The following is a 22727-nucleotide window of genomic DNA, read 5'->3' as shown; positions in this document are numbered from 1 at the left end:
ATGTTGAAGTGGGGCAACAGAAGTGGAGGCTTAGGCCTTGGCAGTATTCGACGATCGGAATGCTTACGTGGCCCGTGTTATGCCCTAATAAGCACAACAACTAAGTACCAATCTTTTCCCTAAAAAAAAGTCAACATCAGGAATAAGGTGACGAATTGGATCATAGGTAGTTGATTCTGCCTGAGACCTTTACGCTACTGTAAACTTGATTTATCACACCACCCGCGACGATACCGTTTTTCAATGGTGCAGTCCAATCTGTTTATAAGGTGAACTGAACGCTCATCCATGTCGATTACGGTAAAGTACTCCATCCGTCAGCATCAAAACTCTGTCATCTGTGAGTTGGCTGACATCATTGAAGAGACCTGGCAACACCATCTTGTCCTCTCGCCTTACAATCTCCCTAACGATCTGGGCTATGTAGAAAGCCGTCTAGAAGGCGAACGACTTGTCATTGAAAATGCCTGCTATCAAACCCCAGAGTTTCGTAAACTTCACCTAGAACTAGCGAAGGTGGGTCCCAATCTCGACATTCTGCACTGCGTAATGTTTCCTCGCCTTGAGTATGGGCTACCGATGTTTGGCTGTGACATTGTCTGCGGTCGCGGGCAAATTAGTGCAGCCGTTGTGGATTTATCCCCCACTAATCCCAACGGCTTGCCCATTGCCTATACCCATGCCCTTAAGGGTAAGGGAACAAACGGCTATAGCCATCCACGGGAACTCCCTAGCTGGGGCCACATTTTTTCGGACTATTGCTGTTTTGTAAAACCCATAGGTCCTCAGGAAAATCATCGTTTTCTGGAGCAGGTGCGCTACTACCTGACCTTGCACTGTAAACAAGCAGTTGCCATGACTCCCACCCCCCATAAACGGGCTGAGATCTTGGCAGGTCAGCGCAACTACTGCACCCACCAGCAGCAAAATGACAAAACCCGTCGCATTTTAGAAAAAGCATTTGATCCTGTCTGGGCTGAACGCTACATGAAGACGGTGCTATTCGATCTATCGGAGGAATAGGTCTGTAAAATTTCCGTAGTTTTTTCTGTAAGTTATGCCTTCAATATCAGTTCCCTTGAGTTCAGAAATCGTTGTTACGTCTCCAACCGTAGGGCAACTGATTGTCTTTACAGGCCCCAGTGGCGTGGGCAAGGGAACGTTACTACGCCAGTTGCTCAAGCATCATCCGGACATTCAGCTATCGATTTCAGCAACCACTCGCCAACCTCGTCCAGGTGAGGAGCATGGTAAACATTATTACTTTGTTTCACGCCCGGAATTTAAAGCCATGGTTGAACAAAATCAACTACTGGAATGGGCTGAATTTGCGGGTAATTTTTATGGCACCCCGCGTCAACCTTTAGAAGCGATGATTTCCCATGGCAATGTGGTGATTTTAGAAATTGAGTTGGAAGGGGCCCGTCAGGTGCGCGCCACGCTACCAGAAGCACAGCAGATTTTTGTCTTGCCCCCCAGCCTCCAGGAACTAGAAGATCGCATTCGTCAGCGGGGTCAAGATTCGGAAGATGCGATCGCAAAACGTCTGGCGCGGGCCAACGTTGAAATTGAAGCTGCTGAAGAGTTTGATATACAAATCGTCAACGACAACCTTGAACGAGCCACCCGTGAGTTAGAAAAGATCCTATTTACTCCGCGTGCCTTGAAGGAGGAACACCCGCCATCACCACAAGAGACTCAACTACCGACTTAACCAGGGGCGCAGTTACCGTTGAACCATAGGCATCTTCACCCAGAGGTTCATCGATCACAGCCAGCACCACATAGCGGGGATTCTCCCCTGGCACAATGCCCACAAAGCTAACGATGCGACCATCGCCATATTCACCATATTCATTGGCTTTTTGGGCAGTCCCTGTCTTACCCGCTAGCCTATAGTTGGCGATGCGAGCCGTTTTACCAGACCCAGATTCCACAACGGCCTCCATCATTTGGAGGACTGCCTGGGTCGTGTCTTTAGAAAACACTTGTTTGGCAGGTGGTCGCTGAGGCTGCCACGTGGGGTTTCCTTCCTGGTCAATCAGCCCCCTGACCAAGTGGGGTGTTACCAACTCACCGCCATTGGCCAAAGCAGCATGGAGCTGTACCAACTGCATCGGATTGAGAGAAAATCCTTGGCCAAAGGACGTGGTTGCAGCTTCCACTTCACTGTTAACAAACTGAGAGCGACTTTTGAGCTGGGCGGTGGCCTCGGCAGGAAGCTCAATGCCCGTTGCATTCCCTAACCCTAATTGTGCCAGCCAGTCGTAGTACGTCGAGCGTTTTAACCGCTCCATAATGTGAACCATGCCCACATTGCTGGAATGGCGCAAAACATCAGTGATGGTGATGGATCCCCGTCCTCCCACGGCTTGATAATCAACATTTTGAATCGTCCATCGGTCATATTGCAGACGACCTTCGTCATAGACGTAGTCACCAGGAGCAATTAAGCCTTCTTCGAGTGCGATCGCAACATTGATAGGCTTAAAAGTTGAGCCCGGTTCATACAGATCGCTGATCACCCAATTCCTAAACTGCGCAACATTCGCCTCATAGTAGCGATTAGGGTCATAGGTGGGCGTCACAGCCAACGACAACACAGCCCCATTACGGCTATCCATCACAATTAAGGCCCCCCGCTTGGCCCCATATTGACGGACAGTTGCCTCTAAATTTCGCTGAGCAATGCGCTGCAAACGACTATCCACAGTCAGCTGTAGCCTGAGCCCATCACGATTAGGCAACTGTTTCGGCGTATGGGGCAATGGCACATTATCCAGCTTATACAGCAGCCGATCCTGCAGCATGTACTCCAAGCCAGCCTGGGGTTGCCCTTCCAAATTGATATACCCCACCAGCTGAGACATCAATGTTTGCTGTGGATAAAAGCGCTGCTGACTAGGCAACAATTCCAAACCATCTAACCGTAGATCACGAATACGCTTGGTCAGCTCTTCTGAAACATCTACAGCAACCTGAATACCCGTTTCCTGCTCTTGAAAACGCTGCAGCAACGTATCTTGGGGTTGACCCAGGGCGCTTCCCAAGGTTTCAGCCATCTCCTGGCGAGAGCGACTAAACAGCATGGGGTGAGCATAGATGGTATAAACAATCCGATCCACCGCCAACACATTCCCCTGACGGTCCACTATCGGACGTCGTGATGCCCGAGGAACCTGGGGTACATTTTGTCGCTGTTGCTCAGCCTGGAGCTTAAGTTGGTCACCAACCACTAACTGCAACCGAGCAAGACGCGCACTTAGGCCAAACATCACCAACACCATAAAGGCCCAGACCGTGACAAGGCGAAATCGTGGTGAAGACGTATGACGAGGGCGACGACGACTAAACGGACGGCGCTCCGGACTAGATGGCTGCGTAACCATAGATATTAGGCGAGCACAATAAGCATACAGAAGGCGCTCACATCAAAAGACCTCACTGACCTAATAACCCAGGGGATGGGGCATGGGAGAAGGAGCTTCAGGCTCAACAGAGGGCTCAACTGATGGACGCGCCGGAGCAGGTGACAAGAAGATAGCACGCTTAGGCTCAAACGGCTTAAACCCAGCAGAGGGAGACTCAGCCTGCTCAGCCATATTATTTTTCAACGTTGCATTGGCAGTAGTGACCTGTTGGATCGAGGCCTTGAGCGTTTCCAAACGCTGAAATGAACGAGATACGGTTTTATCTAAATAAACTGTCCAGCTATAGACCACTAAGGCCGTTGCAACTAAGCCACCGGTCAGAACAGTAGACCCCTGCTGCACTCCCACTAAAATTTTGAGGCCGAGCGGCAGCCGAGGCGCTCTAGGCAGTTGCTTGACCTCAGCAGGCGCGTGCACCTCATTGGGCACTGCTGCCACAGACGGAGCACCCGAATTCGCGGCAGCCTTAAAAGGATATCTCGCCACCGAGGATGAAGCTGTCTTATTGACGGGATGCAGTAATACCAGATTTCGCTTCTTAGAGCTCTTAACGCTATTACTCTTATCTCGATCAGCCCTAACGGCAAAACCCACTCGTTTACTCCTCACTTTAAGCGTCGCCCCATGCGCCAGAGCGATGATCACTCAAAACGCACTGTGGTTACCCACATTCAAATAAAGATCTACAGGCTTCCATAAGCAAACCACAGATCCGAACACAGACAGAACAAACCTGCCCACGCTCCACCAAAAAATAGCAGAAAAGGTCAACTTATCAAGTATTTTTTGGCACTCAATGTAAAATTACAGCCAGCCTGCCTGACTATTTCTGCCAAAACCATCCCAAAGTAAAACTAAGAATAGCTGATTTGCAGTTTATAAATTGAGCCTCATGCTACAGGAGCACTTTCCAAAGAACAAGCCCTCAAAAATATCTGATAGCGACTTTTTAAATTGATAGGAAGTTTTAGTCAAGCAACTGTAGAGCTTAAAACGAAAATGGGCAGTATTCCTCCAGGAATACTGCCCATTTTCTAAGCAATTGAGAACTTGATTAGCTTAATAAGCAATCAACTCTATTCAGCTGCAACTAGTTCAGTGCTGCCCCGACGACGACCGCGAGTCAAACTATTAAACAGCATCTGACCAATAGCTTTAACCAAGTTACCCTCAAGCTCTTGGAACAAACGCATGTTGATCCCAAAAGCATCGTTAGCTTCCTCTACAATGCGATCAGCCATCGCCTCATCAACAGGGGCGGCATCAATAGTGCTGCGGTACTTATTCTTAAACGCGCCCTCATCGGGAATCGTGGGAAATTCGTAAAACGCTACACCTTCATCATCCGCCAAGTTCATGGCACGTTGGGCGATGCTCTTAAGGATCTGGCCACCCGATAGATCACCTAGATAGCGAGTATATGAATGACCTACAAGCAATTCAGGTGACTCGTTAGAAATTTCACGAATCCGATCAACATAAGATTGACCCACTGGAGAAATAGAAACTTGCTCTTGCCAGTTAGGACCGTAGTAGTAAGCTAAATCAGTCTCAAGGGTTTCTTTACGGTATAGCTCAGGGTAGTAGACCGCTGAAACTACCGGATGATCCTTGTGGCGCTCCAACTCTTCTTCCATTGCAGCGTACACATAGTAGAAGTTAGCCACTAGCTTACGGTAGGACTTCTTCTCAACAACGCCACGCAAAAAGCAACGAACAAAGCCCACATTCTCGGCCATTGTGTGCGCTTTCTGCGTACCTTTCTTGAGCTTCTCGGCTAAATTGCTGCTCATACTAAATATCTCGACGTTAAATGAATTTAATATCGTCCGCCGTACGCGTAGGACGACGAGCTAAACGAGTTTGAACGGCTTTATAGAGTTAACAACGTCTCCAAAACGTATCTATCAAGCCTGTTTGGGAAATAGGGACATCGCCACAATTGCTACCGTAGACCGTTTTGATGAGCCAATACATTACATTTTTTTACGCAGAAGTCAGGCAAGCCACAGTGATTTTTGGCCCCAAAAAGCTAAAAACCTATTTCTGCATAGGATTCATGACAATGTGTCAACGTGTCTTTTTTGTAGCATTTCGAAATCTTTTGAAATTTAGGCCAAAGGTTTCTGAAAATTTAATTGCAGTCTGGTTACAGAATGATTAGCCAAATATAGGTCCATACCCCCTAATCAAAAAAGCGATCAAGGGCTGCTTTCAATTCAGTCAGCTCAGCTTCAATATTGCCTTCAGTGACTGCACGGCTGATGCATTCACTCAGATGTTCGTCCAGAATGAGGCGTGCCACCCGATCAAGGGCTCCTCGCACCGCAGCAACTTGTACTAATACATCTGGACAAGGTCTACCTTCATAAACCATTGTCTTGATGCCACGCACATGCCCCTCTATACGAGATAGGCGGTTAACAATGCGTTTTAGAGATTCCTCACTATGGGTGTGGCCGTGGGCGGCATGGCCATGGCCATTGGCATCATGGGAATGGGAAACAGCGTCTGAAGAGGTGCTCAAGGGCTAAAACAAGTAGGTGGGCTAAAAAGAGTCAAAAAATAACGAACACCTCCACCGGAGATGTTCGTTAATTATTGTTACGCCTGCATCAGGTTTTGTCATCCTGGTTAGGTTCTATGTATTCAATGCCGCAGCCAGCCTAACTACCAGGCTTAAGACCAATGACGCTGGAAAAACGCATTCTATTGCCCCTTTAACCAACGAGCAACATCCTTAGCGTGGTAAGACAGAATTAAGTCAGCCCCAGAGCGCTTAAAGCTCATCATGGTCTCCATTACCAGCTTTTCTTCATCTACCCAGCCATTTAAAGCTGCTGCTTTGACCATGGAGTATTCTCCAGAGACATTGTAAGCAGCTACCGGTAAATTGCTCGCTTCTTTGACGCGCCAAATGATATCCATGTAGGCAAGGGCTGGCTTCACCATCAGCATGTCAGCGCCTTCGGCAATATCTAGCTCAATTTCCTTGATCGCTTCTTTACCGTTAGCTGGATCCATTTGATACGTGCGGCGATCGCCAAATTGGGGGGCAGATTCAGCCACATCCCGGAATGGGCCATAGTAAGACGATGCATACTTGGCGGCATAGGACATAATCGGAATATTCTCAAAGCTGGCATCATCAAGCCCTGAGCGGATAGCTCCTACAAAGCCGTCCATCATGCCAGATGGAGCGATGATATCTGCCCCTGCATTAGCCTGGGAAACGGCTGTTTTCTTAAGCAGTTCTAGCGTGGGGTCATTTAGCACTCGACCCGTCAAGTCTCCCACCTCTAGATAGCCACAGTGTCCGTGGGGAGTATATTCACAGAGACAGGTATCTACCGCCACGATCAGGTCGGGAACAGCCTTTTTGACGGCTTCTGTTGCTTTCTGTACAATGCCGCAGTCATGCCATGCGCCGGTGGCATCATCATCTTTTCCTTCAGGGATACCGAACAAAATAATTGAGGGAATCCCAAGGTCGTAGACTTCCTTGGATTCCTCTACAATTTTGTCCACCGATAGCTGATAAACACCGGGCATGGACTTCACTTCATTAGCAACGCCCTCACCAGGAACCGCAAATAGCGGATAGATGAAATCACTGGTGGTAACAACATTTTCGCGAACCATACGGCGCAATTGTGGATGGCTGCGCAACCGGCGGGGGCGATGAGTGGGAAACATGTCAGTTCTTAAAGAAAGCCGTATAAAAGGATTAAGTAAACAGTCTAAAACCTGCTCGGCTGTCTACTTTCAGTCAGATTAGAAAAAGTAACGTTCTCGTCAAACGATAAAATAAGCCACCGTCGCCGTGAGGAATATGTAGGTGTTTGCAACGGCAGAGTTGCTGTGGGCGTTAATCGGCTTGATTCTAACCATTGGAGGCACATGGCTAGAGGTCTTTATTACCAATGGGCCTTGGAGTTGGGCCAACGGTGTGGAGGTGTTTTCTTTAGGCGTGAGTTTTCAAGTGGGAGCTGTATTGCTTATCGGCTGTTTGGGGGGGCAAAATGCGGCTGCGTTGTCCCAGGTCGCCTATCTGAGCTTGGGCCTTTTTCTATTCCAGGCCTTTGATCTGCAAGTATTTACCCAGGGTGGTGGGTTGAGCTATCTCAGGGAGCCTAGCTTTGGCTACTTGTTGGGCTTTATCCCGGCAGCATGGGTTTGTGGATACCTCGCGTTCTGGGAAACCCTGAAGCTAGAAACCCTAGCCTTAAGCTGTTTAGGGGGGTTACTAACAATTCATGCAGTGGGATTGGTGTATTTGCCCCTAGCCTATGTATTACAGTGGACAGGCGACAATGCGCCATCATTAATAGAGGCCATTTTCACGTACTCGATTGCACCTTTCCCAGGACAGCTAATTTTAGTCTGTGCAGTTTCAGTACTGGCCTATGGTATGCGTCAGATCATGTTCTACTAGCTTCAGCACCGTCATAGCAACATGGGCAGATTACGGAGAAAACAGATCAATCGCCTGTTTTGGGTGGCTGCTTTTATCGGACTCTTATTAGACCAAATCACCAAACATTGGGTTGTCCAGAACTTTAATTTGGGCGAATCGGTCACGATTATTCCGGGGGCTCTAAATTTTACTTACGTTCTAAATCGCGGTGCGGCCTGGAGTATTTGCAGTGGAGAAAACTGCCGTTGGATACTGCCGTGGTTGTCAGTTATCGTGAGCATTGGAATTGCTGGCTATGGTCTCTTGTTTCGGATTGAAGATCGCTGGGAGCGGGCCGGATGGGGATTTATCTTAGCCGGAGCCTTGGGTAATGGCATTGATCGCGTCAAAGCAGGGGAAGTAGTGGACTTTATTCAGGCCTTTCCCATTACCCGATTTCCGGTCTTCAATCTGGCAGACATCTGGATCAATGTAGGGATTATTTGTTTGTTAATTGCTATTTTGTTGACACCAAAACACGAACCAAAACGTCCCTAGACAAAAACTACGGGAAAATCACGCCACCTTTTTATAAGCGGCCTAAAATAGGCCGTATTCCTATCCGCAATTCTGGGTGTGTTAGCTGTAGCTGTAATAGCTAGATCAGGGGTCAATGATTGAGGGGTTATAGTGAACCCATATTTTGAACATCCGCATTTTCAAACACTCTACGTCTAAGGATGACTCAGCCACCCCGTCATAATTCATCGACGACGCCTCCTCGAACCATCTTGGGCACGATGACCCAGGTGATTCAGAATGTGGCTCGGGTAGATTTCAACAAACTGGCGTTAAAACCAGGTGCTCGGGTACCTAAGCTGGTGGTGGACTATGACAACCAGCGACAGGTGTATGACCTGGTGGGCGATCATTATGTGCTGGGGCGTAGTTCTAAAAACTGTGACATTGTAGTGCGCAGTCCACTGGTGAGTCAGACTCATTTGACCTTGACTCGCGATCGCAACCAGCCTGGCAACCCGTTTGTTCTCAAGGATCAAAAATCCACCAACGGCACCTACTGCGGTCAAAAACGACTGAAAACCTTTAAGCTCCGAGATGGCGATGTGCTGAGCTTAGGTCCCAACGAGCTGAGCGATGCCGTTACGGTACGCTTTCAAAACCCAGCACCCTGGTATCTCAAAACCATTCGCTACGGTCTCTATGGCATCACTGGCAGTGTTGCTCTGACGGTCTTTTGGGTAGTTGCGCTTGAATGGCCCAAAATTCCGATTCGACCCATACCCGAATCAGTTCAGGGACCTGTCTCCATCCTTGGCAATGAAAATGGTGATCGTGTGCTGCTGAATCCCATCACGAACCAGGCGCACATCGAAAAAACCAAACTGCGGGAATATTCCAAATATTTGCCTCAAGCCGTAGTCGCGTCAGAGGATTCTCGCTATTACTGGCACCTGGGTGTGGACCCCTGGGGCATTGCTCGAGCGGCTAAAACCAACCTGAGAAGCGGCACCATTCGAGAAGGCGCTAGTACTCTGACTCAGCAAATGGCCCGAAACATCTATCGGGAATATGTGGGCAGTGACGATAGCGCCATGCGCAAAATTCGCGAGATGATCGTCGCCCTCAAGCTGGAAACGTTTTACAGCAAAAATTACATCATGTTGCTGTATCTCAACCGAGTGTATTTAGGCAATAACCTCTATGGTTTTGAGGATGCCTCCCAGTTTTACTTTGATAAGTCTGCCAAAGACTTAAATATCCAGGAAGCCGCCACCCTGGTGGGCATTTTGCCCGCGCCCAATGCCTTTAACCCCGTCCAGAGCTACAATGACGCGCTAGACTACCGCAACCGTGTGATTGAACGCATGGTGGCCCTCGGCATGATCAGCCAGGAAGACGGCCGCCGTGCCCGTCGCTCACGCATTGAGATTAGCCCCAAAGCACGGGAACAGCTCCAGAGCATTCGGGCCCCATATTTTTATAGTTATATCTTTGATGAGCTAGACCAGGTTCTGGGCATCAGCTTTGCCCAGGAAGGTAATTTCTATGTAGAAACTAGCCTGGATTTAGCGATACAAAGCCAGGCAGAAACGTCCATGCGCTCAGGCATTGCCAACCTGGGTGGCCAGCATGGTTTTTCCCAGGGAGCCCTGGTCACCCTGAAAGCATCCACGGGTGAAATCCAGGCCCTCGTCGGCGGCGTAGATTATAGCCAAAGTCAGTTTAATCGAGCTTCTCAAGCTGTTAGACAACCTGGTTCCACATTCAAAATTTTTGCCTATGCCAGTGCTCTAGAACAAGGCATTCCCGCTAGCACCAGTTTTAGCTGCAACGATATGAGCTGGGGTGGTCAGTTTTATCAGGGGTGTCGTTCGGGTGGTGGTGCGCTCGATATGTACGATGGCTTTGCTCTATCAGAAAATGTAGTCGCCCTACGGGTCGCGCGTGAGGCTGGTCTAGACAATATTGTGAACTTGGCCCAAACCATGGGTATTGAATCGGAATTAGACCCTGTACCAGGGTTGGTGCTCGGTCAAAGTGGGGTGACACCATTAGAAATGACTGGATCGGTGGGTGCGATCGCAAACAATGGTATCTGGAATCGTCCCCACGGGATTCAGCGCGTGTTGGATAGCAGTGACTGTGAAGATAATAATGATCCCAGTACCTGCCGGGTCATTTTCGACTTTTCCCTTGATAACAGTGCCGATCGCGATCGCGATGTTCTTAGACCCAATACGGCTCGCACCATGACCTCTTTTATGCGAGGCACCATTAATGGCGGCACCGGTCGTAGCGCCTATTTAGGGTTAGGCGAGGCTGGCAAAACTGGCACCACTAACGATGGCGTTGACCTTTGGTTTGTGGGCTTTGTCCCTAACAATGATTTAGTCACTGGCATTTGGCTGGGCAATGACGATAACACCCCCACCAACAGCAGCAGTTCACAAGCCGCCCGGCTCTGGGGCAACTACATGGGCCAAGTTGTGAGATAAACCATCCCCTCATAAACATTTACCGTTTTTGAACAATTTAATTCGTTTAAACTGAAGCGTTGTACACAACATTAAAGGGTGAATGCAATGCTCGACGAACAGGCCAAAAAGACGATGCTGCGCAAAATTCCCCATGCGCTCTATATCTGTGGTGTCAAAGACGGCGAAGAAGTCAATGGCTTTACCGCTAGCTGGGTGATGCAGGCATCCTTTGCCCCACCGTTGGTTGTCAACTGCGTTAAAGCCGATTCCACTTCCCACGCCATGATCAAAGCTAGCGGCGTCTTTGCCCTCAGCATCTTAGAAGATGGCCAAAAAGAGTTAGCTCAAAACTTCTTCAAACCCCTACGTCGTGTCGGCAACAAATTTGAAGACATCGAATTTTACCCTGGTCCTGAAACCGGCTGCCCCATCATCAAAGACACCCTGGGCTACGTCGAGTGCAACGTGATCAGCACCGTTGAACATGGCGACCACACCGTCTTTGTTGGCGAAGTCATCGGCGCAGGTATTCATCGTGAAGGCGATGCTTTGTTGCTATCCACGACCGGCTGGAACTACGGAGGGTAGTGGAATTTTGAGTTTTGAGTTTTTAATTTTGAGTTCAAGGAATTAGCAAGGTCTATACCCAATAGAGGCAAAGAACTAAAAACGCAAAACCAAGGACTCTTTCACCCCAATAACATCGATTGTTTATTCTGCAATACCCATGCCCTTAATCAAAGTTCAAACCTCCGTCGAAGCCCCCTCTAAAGGCGCTGTGGAAGACATGCTCAAACAGCTGTCAGCTAGCCTGGCAAAACATTTGGGCAAGCCTGAATCCTATGTCATGACTGCATTTCAACCCAGCACTCCCATGACCTTCGGAGGTAGCACCGCTCCCACCTGCTACATCGAAATCAAAAGTGTTGGCACCATGGGCAGTAAAACTAAAACCATGAGCCAGGAGTTTTGTGCCCAGGTACAGGCCGCACTAGGGGTGCCTCCTGATCGCACCTACATTGAATTCGCCGACTCTGCAGGTGCAATGTGGGGCTGGAATGGTAGAACCTTTGGTTAATTAAAAAACAGCCATTTTAACAATGGCCCTAGACCGGTTCATCCTTTAGAATCAGCCATTGCAAAAACGCAAACAAAGGATCATTCTCAATTTGATCTACAGGCCTAAAGCCATCACTAAAATTGGCTTTAGGTTTTCTTTAAAAAGTTTTATCGTGGTTTTACGGTAGTGTGCCTAAGAATTGGTTACGTTAGATTTGTTATTGCAACACACTCTATATTTAACACCTTATGTGTAACCCACCCCGGCAGCAATGTCGGGGTTATTTATTGGGTTTAAATAATGACATTCATTATCTATCCATCACCATTTAAATGCGTAAAACATGATAAATAACGGACATTCCGCAGGTTAGTCAGCAAATCAAATAATATTTCTGGCAGGGCGCGCCAAGAAATCTGAGGATATTCAGCCGTTCAGGTGAGAGGTTGGAAACCTGAGGTTGCTCATTGAGCCAAGCCAGGTGAATTGCCTGAAACTTCTGAAAAATCCACCGTAAGGACGGCGTTTGAGTCGGTCGCTTGCGTTGGTCGAGAAGGGTTTCATTCGCCTGATCCAAGGCGTGTCTCACCTGCCGTTGAGCTAAAGTGTACACCATCAGGGACAATCCCATGATGGTCGCCAAAGCTACAATGCGTTCAGGTGTTTTGAGAAAAACACTGGAGGTAAAAAACAAGGGATCCTTGAGCATACCGAAGCCTTGTTCAGAGACCGATTGCCCTTTGTAATCGGAGAGAATGATTTCGTCAGTCAAGGTGTCATCATCGATGACATTGGTCGCCAAAATGAAGCGTCCTGCCTTTCGCTTTGCCTGATGAATAGCAGCGTCATCGGCGACGATTTGAGCGGTAATTCGATAGGTGGTGTGGGTAGGTGTCGCCCCTGTTTTCGGGCGTCCTGACTGGGCATAGTGGTGCTGTTCGACCACGTCTAACTGGCTCAAACAGTGATAGGGCCAGCGGGTCGCTAGGGCCTCGGCCTGGCGGCGAGCATCGGCGGCACAATTAAACTCAATGGTCTGTTGACGACGCAGTTGTTTTGTTGCCTTGACGAGGTGTTTGGCAACCTGTTTATCCACCTGTTGGCAATCCGTCTCGACCCGTGTCTGATTCTCGACCACGACCCACCCTTGTCGAATTCCCCCATAGGTTGTGCACACACGAGCCAATCGATAGCCGTCCCGTTCACTTGCCACAAAGGCCTCTGGATCGATCTCAGTAACCACCGATTGGGCGGCGGATAGCGTTAACGGGACACGGGTAATCCAACGCAGTGCCCCCAAAATGGCTAAGTTATCGGCACTGTATAAGGCACTGTCAGCCACCAAGATTCCCTCGACACTCCAGTGCTCTGCAAACGTCTTTAATCGGTCTGCAAACACCGCTTTGTCGGATTGATTGCCACTGGCGACCTCAAACGCTAAGGGGACTCCCCCATCATTCGTACAGATTGTCTCCACTACAAACTGTTTTAAGTCAGGTCGGTGGTCTTTCGAATACCCATGGGTGATTTCAATGCAACCCGGCTCTTTGTTCGCGCTTTCATACGCCCCATGCACACTCAGGCTACTACTATCAAGATGATAACGACGGCTATCTAAGCCAAAGGCTTGATAGGCTGCCATCGAGACGACACTGAACAATTTGCTGGGTCCATAGGCCCACACTTTGTCGAGTAATCGACCCAAGTAATCATCATTCAGATGGGAGGGCGCAATCCCCTCGCCAAGCAGATGCTCCGTTGCTTTGCCCACAAAAAATTCTTCATACAGATACAACGGTGCACTCACAAAGCCTAATCCATTCAGAATCATGGCTTTGATCCCTTGTCCCGGACTCACCTTTTGCTGCACATGGGTCCCTAGACAACCATTCACCAGCGCTTCGAGTCCGATTTGGTCTACAATCCCTGCAATGATGCCTAAGTGATCAATATCCTCGACACGCATCTTCTTTAAGCGGCTCTGCAAAAACGTTACCGCTTAAATTACCTGATTTTCAAACCTAACCTGCGGAATGCGCGAAATAACATTAATTAAAATCGTTCAGAATGGTGATCTAAGTCACAATTTACACACTTATTTCTGAACACCGACTAATAAAAAATAAACTTGATATATTCAAGCAATAAAAAGTAGATCCCCCTTTCTACATTGGTTTCAAGGATAGAGAAAACAAATAGCCAGATGACTTTAGCCAGTCTTTAAGCAAATTTACGGGGTATTTACGGTGTTGGGTACAGAAATTAATTACATTGAATATGTGCTTAGGGCACACCTTATATGAAACCCACTATGTGTAATCCACCCCGGCAGCAATGTCGGGGTTATTTATTAGATTCAGATATCTTTGAAAGTAGAGCTAAAAAGTATCAAATACATCAATTTTGATGCATTCAAAAACATGATCTAAATCACAATCAATGCTGACTTGACATCAATTTAAGGCGTTCATAAGAACGTGATTTAAGTCACAAAATTAGTAAGCGTCCCCTGAGCGGAGTCGAAGGAGATGCTGGCTGGGGGTGTTGGCTTCGACTTCGCTCAGCCAACGGCACTGATGAGACGGTTACCCAAATTATGCTGATCTGCGATTTTCCAGAGTTCCCCGAGTAACACCAAGTTGGTTAGATAGCTGTAGGGTTTGCCAAAGCTGACGCCCAGTTATGTCCCCCCTTAGCAGCTGTTGATAGCAGCTAAGAATCTGCTGGACCTGGTTCGGTGTCTCGTTAAGAAAATCAATGCGAAAGTGACGTGCTCCCTGCTCAATCAGGCGAGGGATAAATTCTGCACCGGTTTGGGCAACGCCATTGTAAAGAGTGTTTCGGCAGCCTGCATCAGCCTGGAGAACATGCTCAGTGCCCGTGCGATCGCACAGTACCACCTCATGTTTCTCGCACGGGCGACCACAGTTGGAAAAGTCAGTCCCATCAGATAGAAACGCACAGAAGACACAGTGCTCCATATGGAACATCGGCATATGCTGATGCACCGTAATGTCAAACCAATCAGCGGGTGTGGCAGTCAGCAGGTCCAGTAGCTGCGAGATATTCAGGTCATAGCTAGCAGTCAGTCGTTCTAGACCAAATCGAGTCTTGAAATAATCTGCCGTAATCGGATTAGCCACATTCAGGGAAAAATCTCCGATGCAGGGCTGGTGGGCAAAGAATTTTAGATGGTCGTAATTGCGCACCAGGTAACCATCGGCGTCCGACTGGTGCACCTGTTTGAGAATGTATTGTTCGCCTGGCTTGGTAATCCGAGGTGGAGCAACATAGATTTGGGCCTTAGGATTCAGCTCACGGGAAAGCGCCACTGCGTCCCGATAGCGCACCGGGTTTTCCAGCTCGCAATAAACCGTCGTAATATCCGCCGCCAAAACCGCCCGAAGTTGAGCAAAATTACGAACAAGAGGCAGTAACGTAGGTTGGATTGAGTCCCCAAAACCCAACAAACCCGCAGATTGTTCCGAAACCCCGACACCCGACGCCTCCACCAATTGCTCTGCCCTGCCGCACCCCAACCCCCCCGGCAACAAATCCCCATAGGTATGCGTTACCTCCAGCTTCCAAGCCTGCGGCTGCATCCGCTGCTCCAACAATTGCTCCACCAAATCCCGACGTAGGCGATTCAGCTCACTCACTGGCACCATCAGCCCTGCCGCCAGATAGTTAGTCAAAGCACCTAACTGAAATGGAGTGTTCCCTAACCGAGAAAGTTGTTGTACCAACTTTTCAGACGTCAGAGGCTGATTACGAGCCAATTCCAGCCGCTTTGCAGATGTAGCCCTGGCAATGTGGCCTTGGGGATCGGTGGCGATCGCAACCACCGGCTCTCCCTCCACACCATGCACTTCGATATCAATGGGCTGCTGAACCTGGGGCTGCTCACCGCTGTAGCTCTGGCGTAGGACCTTATCTAGCTCTGGGTCAGAGGTTTTCCAAACTTTATAGCCCGGTTTAACCTGACGCAAATCAATGCCGTGCTTAGAAAAGCTCAGACAGACAGTACGCCCCCGATCTTCCACCCCATAAATCCGCCCACCTTGGTCCGTATCGGGATGCCCAGAGTCAAACACAATGCCATCCCCAGCCTTAACCGGTACCTTGGGCCGTAGCTCCACCTGCTGCCTGGTCACCCGCACCACATCCCCCAGGTATACTCCCCGCTTCTTAGCAAACCGGGCATGGACTAATTTCTGGTTATTGATACCGCGAAACCAGCCTGTATACAGACCCCGGGAAAAGGCCATCTCCAGGTTATAGCGTTCATCTGCCGTTGGCTGATAGGAAATGGGTCGATTACCTAGCTTCAGAGATACCTTTTCTGTTGCGATCGCTGGAGAGACCGTCTGCAACGCCCGGTCTAATGCTTGACGATAAACACGGGTAACGTTGGCAACATATTCTGGGGCCTTCAATCGTCCTTCTATCTTCAAACAGCTCACCCCAGACTTAATTAAATCTGGCAACACAGGCAGTCCAGAGAGATCTTGAGGGCTGAGAAGATATTGCTTATCTCCTAAATCGACAAGTTCTCCATCAACCTTCATATCGTAGGTCATACGGCAGGCCTGGGCACATTCACCTCTGTTGGCTGACCGTCCACCGAGAGATTCACTGGTCAAACATTGCCCTGAATAAGCAACACATAGAGCTCCATGAACAAACACCTCTAGCGGCAATGCAATATCTTTTGTTTGTTGTTGTATTTTCTCAATATCTTTAAGAGAACATTCTCTTGCAAGAACAACTAACTGGGCTCCAAGATTGTTGGCAAACTCCACCCCCGCTGCTGAGGTCACCGTCATTTGGGTAGAGCCATGAATCGGAAAGTCAGGGGATAAATGGCGAATTAGTCGGCACATGCCCACGTCTTGAACGATGGCCGCATCCACCCCCGCAGAAATCATGGTGCGCAGGTAGCGTTCTGCTGCTGCTAGTTCGCCAGGAAAAATCAGCGTGTTAAAAGTGACGTAGCCCTTCACACCACGGCTGTGGAGAAATGCCATGAGTTCGGGCAGGTCGGCTTCGGTGAAATTTTGCGATCGCATCCGCGCATTAAACCGATCCAGGCCAAAATAAATCGCATCGGCACCATTCTCCACTGCAGCTTTAGCACAGTCCCATGTGCCTGCTGGCGCTAGTAATTCAGGGCCGTAACACATCGTCATACTCAAACCTATGGAACACCGAACCTATCCACTATTATGGCTTCCGCCATAAATCGCCAGCCTTGGTTATATCAGGCCATCCCCACAATTCCAATAAAATTTTCCAAAATAAGGGTATCAACATTGAAGGACTGAGTCATGAAAACTAGGTGGTTAGCGCTATCAATCGGCACAATCGCAGCAATAGCATTAACCCACACCGCCCAGGCTGTTGAGTTAGCCAACGGCACCACAGCTTTTTTACAACCCCCTCAATTCCTCAATGCGTTTACGACCAACGACTCAGTCATGCGTCGTAATGCCACGTATTTCTTTACTCTCGATCTGCCTGCCAATGCAGATGCCGCCTTGCAACGTGTGGTGATTGAACCCCAAAATCTAACCCGCCATCTCCAACCCTATCGACTAGATCAGACCGTAGCCTTTTCAGAAACAGCCGGAGACGAGAGAAGTGAACTAGGTTTGGGTAATATTTCCGTCAACGAAGACACCAAAGCTGTGACGGTAGAATTTAATCCGCCCGTTACACCAGGCAGACAAGTAACCATCGGCTTACGTCCACAGCGTAATCCACGCTTCGATGGCATCTATGTATTCCGAGTGATCACTGTTCCAGAAGGCGACCAGCCTCAATCTCACATTGCTGGCCATGGGCGTCTTTACTTTATTGATAACGATAGCGATCGCCTTTACCCTTAGGCCGTATTCAGAGGGGAAAAACAATGTAGAGACGGTGCATGTAACGCCTCTACACCGTTAATTTTCATCCCCTATTTACCAAGGGCTTCATCCAATACCTTTCGAGCTTCTTCTGCACTAGCTCGCGCATCACGATAGCGCAAATTACTTTGGGCAAAGGTTTTAAGCACCTTAAAACCATTCTTTAATTCTTCCAGCTGCTCATCAGTAATGACATCATCAGTAAACAGTAAATCTACTAGTTCTCTCACTTTCAAAGCTTCACTGCGGGATCCTTGCACCTTAATTTTTAAGTTAGCCAAGCTGCTCAGGATCTGCACCGCATCAACAATTGCATTTTCCTCAGCGGTGGGTTCTGTCTTTTGTTCTTTCACTTCAATAAAATCCTTTGGGGTAAAGCCGTCATCTAAATCAGCCGTTAGCTTACCATCGCCCATCATCTCTAGAAGCTGATCCATTGCCTTTTCACGGGCTTTTGCCGAATCACGTCCAGAAACGGTGATCAATACATTTTCGGGACTTTGAGGAATCGTGTATTGAACCATGGGATAGTATATTTGTACCCACCAACAGTATCAATAATACTACCGGATAGTGAACCCCACAGCAAAAAGCTCTTGATCTAACGACCAAGAGCTTTTCAAATCTTAAAAGTTTCACCGCAACGCCGTCTTACCTCAGTTTTTGACCTGGAAAATCCAGGTGGGCCCGTGGTCGCGATTTATAGTTTCCGGGTACAAGCCCGGTATACTGCCACCGCGATCCTGTTCGATGCCCTTAAGTGAAAAGCATAGATCAAGAAACATTGTTGGCAGTCACCAACGTCGTAGTGAAACTAGAGTCATCATAACCAACTGTCCTGGTAAATCGACAAGGGTTGATCGATAGAGATGATTGAGCGGTTTTCCTCACCTCAATCACTATTTCAAATAGAACCCAAAAACGTGGGGACGTTCCATGGAACGTCCCCACGTTTTAAGGGGATTCGGGATACCAGAGGGCTTCTATCTGATGAATGAGTTGGTTGAGCTGATCGCGGGTATGGACGCGATCGCATGTCACCGTGACATGACCTAATTTTCGTCCCGGACGAGATTCCCCTTTGCCATACCAATAGACTTGGGCATTCGGCAATGCGGCTAAAGCCCCCCGCTGTTCTCTATAGTTTGATGTGGAACTTTCAAATCCAAGAAGATTGATCATCAGAGCCTGAGAGCATTTAAGATCAGACGATCCCAGTGATAGTCCACTCACTGCCCGTAGCTGTTGCTCAAATTGGGACGTCACACAAGCATCCAGAGTGTAGTGCCCCGAATTATGGGTACGGGGGGCAATCTCATTAATCAAAACGCGATCATCAGCGGTTAGGAATAGCTCAATCCCAAACATACCAATTACGCCAAGCTGAGTTAATAACGTAGTGGCAATGTGAGCCACTTGCTGACACACGGGATCGCCAACATCTGCTGGTGCAATCACACGGCGACAGACCTGATCAATTTGCTGGGATTCAACCACAGGATAGAGGGCGATTTCACCCGTCTGAGAACGGGCGACCATAACTGCCAGTTCTCGCTCAAATGCTACAAAGGCCTCTAATAGAATTGGCTGATAGCCGAGTTTTGCCCAGGTAGCTTTGACAGAATCCAGGTCTTGCAAAATAAAGGTGCCTTGACCGTCATATCCATGGCGACGGGTTTTGAGGGCCAAAGGGAATCCAACAGTAGCAACGCTAGTTTCCAATTGGGGCAGATCGGCCTTTGAGTTTAGCGCGACAAACTTAGGAGAGGGCAACCCCAAACTCTGACAGTACAACCGCTGATCATATTTATCTAACAGTGGTTCCAAACAGCTCAGCTGAGGATAAAACTGAGTGCCCTGCTTCTCAAGGAGTTGCAGCGCTGGTAGATCAATAAACTCGTTTTCAAAACTAATGACATCACAATGCTTGGCCAGGATAGCCGTTGTATCGGCGTCAGCCACTGCCCCAAAAACCACATGATCAGCAATGGCAACGGCGGGATCAGATTGCTCTGGCGTTTGAATGATCAAACTCAAATCTAAAGTTTTAGCGCCAGCGGCCATCATCCAGGCCAGTTGACCGCCGCCAATAATGCCAATTTTTTTTGCTGTCTGTCCCATAATCAACTTGAAAACTATAAAGGGAACGGTAAGGTCACCTTTTTTAACTGTCCCTTGTAACAGAACAAAGGATGTCTTTTTTAAGGATGATTGCCATAATATATCTTTACGTTTCGCCTTAGCTTAGATAGACTAATCCGTCCCAATCGCCCACACAATAGTAGCGCTCTGCTAACGAGAGAGCTTTTTTATCTATGACTCAGATGACGGTTGATCCCAAAACGTCTTCACTAGAATTGTTTTCTTGCCTCTTAAATCAACTATCCCAAGGCCCTGTTGTTTTGGCTATTGTGACAGCAACCCAAGGTCACGTAGATTCTCAAGTAGGCGATAAGCTACTGATCTGGGGTGATGCTCAAAGTGCTGGCAGCTTAACAGAAAACACTGTCAAGGCGACCGTAACTACCCAGGCATTTTCTGTTCTCAAAACAGGTATTTCCCAGCGGATGGTGATCGATCCCGGCAATAATATGTTTGCCGTCTCCTCGATACCTACAGAAGATAAATCCACAACAGATCAAGTTCATGTTTGGTTAACACGCTGGCAAGGAGAGGGTGCGATCGCAACCGCCCAAGCCATGCTATATGCCCTCGAAGCACCTCACACCAGCCGACTTATTGTCCCCTTAGTAACAGGTCAATTCCCGTATATTATTGACCGCAACTCTCCATCATTACGAAACCTCCAAGGCCAGGATGCATACATAGAAGAGCTATAACTCATTTCCACTGCCCCATCTCCTCAACAACATTCTCAAAAAACAGAAAATAACAACAGAACATCTAGATTGGCACAACCTTCCCTCTGGAGATATTCATCCAGCAGTGCGCTATATCTAACAAAATAGAGAAAAGCCCTGAAATGTCTACAGACATTTCAGGGCTTTATCGTGATGAAATGGCATTAGTACGTAGCAGTTAGGCGTAGCCTCCAAATGCTTTCTGACAATACACTTAAACTGACTTTCGCTTCTTTCGCTTAGCTAACCACTGTTGAAACACCATACCAAAGAAAGGCATATCTTCAATCAAATAACGTCTCCACAGACGCTTAGGCTCAGACATTGTTCGGTACAACCACTCAAGACCCAACTCAGTCACAAACTCAGGAGAACGAGGCTTATGACCTGCCTCAAAATCGATAGCTGCACCGACTGCCAAAAATGTCTTAATGGTGGATAGTTTCTCTCTGTGCTTCACAATCCACTTTTCTTGCTTAGGCGCACCAACACCAACAACTAAGACATTCGCAGACGAAGCATTAATGCGCTCTATAATTGCTTCGCACTCCTCAGGGTTCTTCTCAAAGCCATAGGAAGGTGAGTGAGCCTCAACAATAATATCACGCCCAATACGCTCATTAATACGCTGCTGAGCCAGCTTGGCAACACCAGGAGCCGCACCCAACAAATAAATTTTCACGTCAGGATTTTCGCGGTGATAATCACAAAACCAGGGCAACAAGTCAGAGCCTGAGATTTTGTCACATATGGGCGTACCTAAAAATTGAGCCGCATACATCAGGATCTTGCTATCACAAACGCGATAGTCCACAGCCTTGTACACGTCACGAAAGTCTGTATCGTGTTGCAGTTTCATCAAGTGATCCACATTGGGTGTAACCACAACTCCGCCGTGAGCATCTAAACGCTCTAATAGCTCCTGTCGGGAAAGGTTGTCAATCTCAACGTCTAATATATTGACCTTAGGCACTTTATCGGTAGTTAGGGCAGATACATTTGTATAAGAGTCTTTGAAATTATGGTCTGAAGTGACGACAGAAGCTTGGTACTGCATGATTTTCCAGAAGGCTACCTTACGACTAATACAAAAACATTCACAACTGAGGTCGAAGACAAGAACAATCATTCAAATGTCCTATACAAGGAACTATTTGCCTGTCAACCTGAAGGCCTGTTGGTGAAGGGAGATGACACCTGAACAACCATTCCAATAGCGTTATACCACTGCTGTAATAGTCACTCCGTGCCTTGCATGAACTCATCGAATAAACTTAATGGGATAATAAAGAACCGATGAGAATACATACATACCCACACAAGCACAGCAACAATAGTCCCCAAGCAGTAGTGGCAGACTAAAGTTTTAGCCTCTCATACTGCTAGAGCAATTAGCAAACAGCTTTCCGAAAAAACACTGTAGTGATAATGCCCAACCTACTTTAGTGACTAAGAAGTCCTAACAATAGTTTCCTGCTGGAGGGCAAATAAATTTACGTATGTAGCGGTTGCTTTACTATGTAGCTTGTGCACTCATTTGAACAAATCGTCGAAAATTCTACAAAAAGAACATCCACCTCAACAAAAGATCGGTAAGAATCTCAACAGAACTATACATAGTCTTTAAAACTGAGGCTTTCACTACCCAACTTTTTCATCTACTACAGCCTTAGCAGTCCTCTTTTAGGCAAAATCCATCGAAATACTTACATAAAATTCATGTTCAGGTAGATTGTTCTTACAACAACTTTTTACAACGCCACCAATCACTATTGACAAAATCATCAAATAACAGTTGTGCCATTAGCTCAGCATCACTTGCTTCAGCATACTTAAAGCATTGCCGGTCATGAATAGGACAAATGTGCCAGAGAGCTTGGTGGAAACAGCCTGCGCTGATCTAAGTTGCAACAATTCGAGCCCTGAATAGTGATAGTGGCATGATGCCAATCCCACCATTCAGGACATCGATGTCGGTTCACTCTAAACCCTAAAACCCCAGAATTCCTACGCCCAGGCCATTAAGAACCCTCCATAGCGATAGGATCGAGCACATGAGGTTTGTACAGGT

The 22727-nt window shown here is 47.9% G+C and carries 19 protein-coding genes and 1 other RNA gene; 9 read left to right on the top strand and 11 right to left on the bottom strand.

Annotation, left to right across the window (positions count from 1 at the left end; genetic code table 11):
* Positions 1–288 precede the first annotated feature (288 nt).
* Together U2F10_RS30685 and gmk are read left to right on the top strand one after the other, a co-directional pair.
* Positions 289–1023 carry a phycocyanobilin:ferredoxin oxidoreductase gene (locus U2F10_RS30685; RefSeq protein ID WP_163667048.1) on the top strand — a complete coding sequence of 245 codons (735 nt, stop codon included), beginning with the start codon at positions 289–291 and terminating at the stop codon, positions 1021–1023.
* A gap of 34 nt (positions 1024–1057) precedes the next feature.
* Positions 1058–1714: a guanylate kinase gene (gmk, locus tag U2F10_RS30680; RefSeq protein WP_163667050.1), complete on the top strand. Its 657-nt coding sequence runs from the start codon at positions 1058–1060 to the stop codon at positions 1712–1714.
* Here the strand turns inward: gmk and U2F10_RS30675 are convergent.
* From U2F10_RS30675 to hemB, 5 genes are all read right to left on the bottom strand, one after another.
* Positions 1650–3389, bottom strand: coding sequence for a peptidoglycan D,D-transpeptidase FtsI family protein (locus tag U2F10_RS30675; protein WP_163667052.1), 1740 nt, complete (start codon positions 3387–3389; stop codon positions 1650–1652). The genes gmk and U2F10_RS30675 overlap by 65 nt on opposite strands.
* Before the next feature lie 60 nt (positions 3390–3449).
* Complete coding sequence (locus U2F10_RS30670) at positions 3450–4025, bottom strand: hypothetical protein (RefSeq protein WP_163667054.1); 576 nt, start codon at positions 4023–4025, stop codon at positions 3450–3452.
* 482 nt (positions 4026–4507) lie between these two features.
* Positions 4508–5224 (bottom strand): biliverdin-producing heme oxygenase, encoded by a 717-nt coding sequence (locus U2F10_RS30665; RefSeq protein ID WP_163667056.1) that lies wholly within the window; start codon positions 5222–5224, stop codon positions 4508–4510.
* A gap of 392 nt (positions 5225–5616) precedes the next feature.
* Positions 5617–5958 (bottom strand): metal-sensing transcriptional repressor, encoded by a 342-nt coding sequence (locus U2F10_RS30660; RefSeq protein ID WP_006517865.1) that lies wholly within the window; start codon positions 5956–5958, stop codon positions 5617–5619.
* A 182-nt stretch (positions 5959–6140) separates the two neighbouring features.
* The gene (hemB, locus tag U2F10_RS30655) at positions 6141–7127 is read right to left on the bottom strand and encodes a porphobilinogen synthase (protein WP_499058100.1); all 987 of its coding nucleotides are present in this window, start codon (positions 7125–7127) and stop codon (positions 6141–6143) included.
* 142 nt (positions 7128–7269) lie between these two features.
* Between hemB and U2F10_RS30650 the strand changes: the two genes are divergently transcribed.
* From U2F10_RS30650 to U2F10_RS30630, 5 genes are all read left to right on the top strand, one after another.
* Entirely contained in the window at positions 7270–7866 is a 597-nt protein-coding gene (locus U2F10_RS30650) for a biotin transporter BioY (RefSeq protein ID WP_006517867.1), read from the top strand.
* A 21-nt stretch (positions 7867–7887) separates the two neighbouring features.
* Entirely contained in the window at positions 7888–8385 is a 498-nt protein-coding gene (gene lspA, locus U2F10_RS30645; protein WP_163698498.1) for a signal peptidase II, read from the top strand.
* 182 nt (positions 8386–8567) lie between these two features.
* A complete protein-coding gene (locus tag U2F10_RS30640) occupies positions 8568–10844 on the top strand; it encodes a transglycosylase domain-containing protein (protein WP_163667062.1) in 2277 nt (758 codons plus the stop codon).
* Between the two features lie 87 nt (positions 10845–10931).
* Positions 10932–11414 carry a flavin reductase family protein gene (locus U2F10_RS30635; RefSeq protein WP_163667065.1) on the top strand — a complete coding sequence of 161 codons (483 nt, stop codon included), beginning with the start codon at positions 10932–10934 and terminating at the stop codon, positions 11412–11414.
* A 139-nt stretch (positions 11415–11553) separates the two neighbouring features.
* A complete protein-coding gene (locus U2F10_RS30630; protein WP_163667067.1) occupies positions 11554–11904 on the top strand; it encodes a phenylpyruvate tautomerase MIF-related protein in 351 nt (116 codons plus the stop codon).
* Between the two features lie 355 nt (positions 11905–12259).
* On the opposite strand, the gene U2F10_RS30625 is transcribed toward U2F10_RS30630, so the two are convergent.
* Together U2F10_RS30625 and U2F10_RS30620 are read right to left on the bottom strand one after the other, a co-directional pair.
* Positions 12260–13873: an IS1634 family transposase gene (locus U2F10_RS30625; RefSeq protein WP_499871633.1), complete on the bottom strand. Its 1614-nt coding sequence runs from the start codon at positions 13871–13873 to the stop codon at positions 12260–12262.
* Between the two features lie 607 nt (positions 13874–14480).
* A complete protein-coding gene (locus U2F10_RS30620) occupies positions 14481–17075 on the bottom strand; it encodes a U32 family peptidase (RefSeq protein WP_499058104.1) in 2595 nt (864 codons plus the stop codon).
* Positions 17076–17213: 138 nt separating this feature from the next.
* Between U2F10_RS30620 and U2F10_RS30615 the strand changes: the two genes are divergently transcribed.
* Positions 17214–17774: a DUF2808 domain-containing protein gene (locus U2F10_RS30615; RefSeq protein ID WP_163667073.1), complete on the top strand. Its 561-nt coding sequence runs from the start codon at positions 17214–17216 to the stop codon at positions 17772–17774.
* Between the two features lie 71 nt (positions 17775–17845).
* Here U2F10_RS30615 and U2F10_RS30610 read toward each other — a convergent pair whose 3' ends face one another.
* The 3 genes from U2F10_RS30610 to U2F10_RS30600 all read right to left on the bottom strand — a co-directional run bounded on the left by U2F10_RS30610 (position 17846) and on the right by U2F10_RS30600 (position 19916).
* Positions 17846–18319: a BAR domain-containing protein gene (locus tag U2F10_RS30610; protein WP_006517873.1), complete on the bottom strand. Its 474-nt coding sequence runs from the start codon at positions 18317–18319 to the stop codon at positions 17846–17848.
* A gap of 107 nt (positions 18320–18426) precedes the next feature.
* Positions 18427–18610, bottom strand: a non-coding RNA gene (gene ssrS, locus U2F10_RS30605) — 6S RNA.
* 139 nt (positions 18611–18749) lie between these two features.
* Positions 18750–19916, bottom strand: a complete 1167-nt coding sequence (locus U2F10_RS30600) for a 5-(carboxyamino)imidazole ribonucleotide synthase (RefSeq protein WP_499874168.1) — start codon at positions 19914–19916, stop codon at positions 18750–18752.
* 194 nt (positions 19917–20110) lie between these two features.
* Here U2F10_RS30600 and U2F10_RS30595 point away from each other — a divergent pair, with 194 nt between their 5' ends.
* The gene (locus U2F10_RS30595; protein WP_163667079.1) at positions 20111–20635 is read left to right on the top strand and encodes an XdhC family protein; all 525 of its coding nucleotides are present in this window, start codon (positions 20111–20113) and stop codon (positions 20633–20635) included.
* Between the two features lie 235 nt (positions 20636–20870).
* Here the strand turns inward: U2F10_RS30595 and U2F10_RS30590 are convergent, their stop codons facing one another.
* Complete coding sequence (locus tag U2F10_RS30590) at positions 20871–21629, bottom strand: WecB/TagA/CpsF family glycosyltransferase (RefSeq protein ID WP_348918294.1); 759 nt, start codon at positions 21627–21629, stop codon at positions 20871–20873.
* Positions 21630–22727 lie beyond the last annotated feature (1098 nt).

Origin of the sequence: Leptothoe sp. EHU-05/26/07-4 (assembly GCF_043421015.1) — a bacterium.
Lineage (GTDB): Bacteria > Cyanobacteriota > Cyanobacteriia > Phormidesmidales > Phormidesmidaceae > Leptothoe > Leptothoe turfae.
Note: the sequence above shows the minus strand (reverse complement) of the source record. Positions and strands in the feature narration are given on the sequence as shown.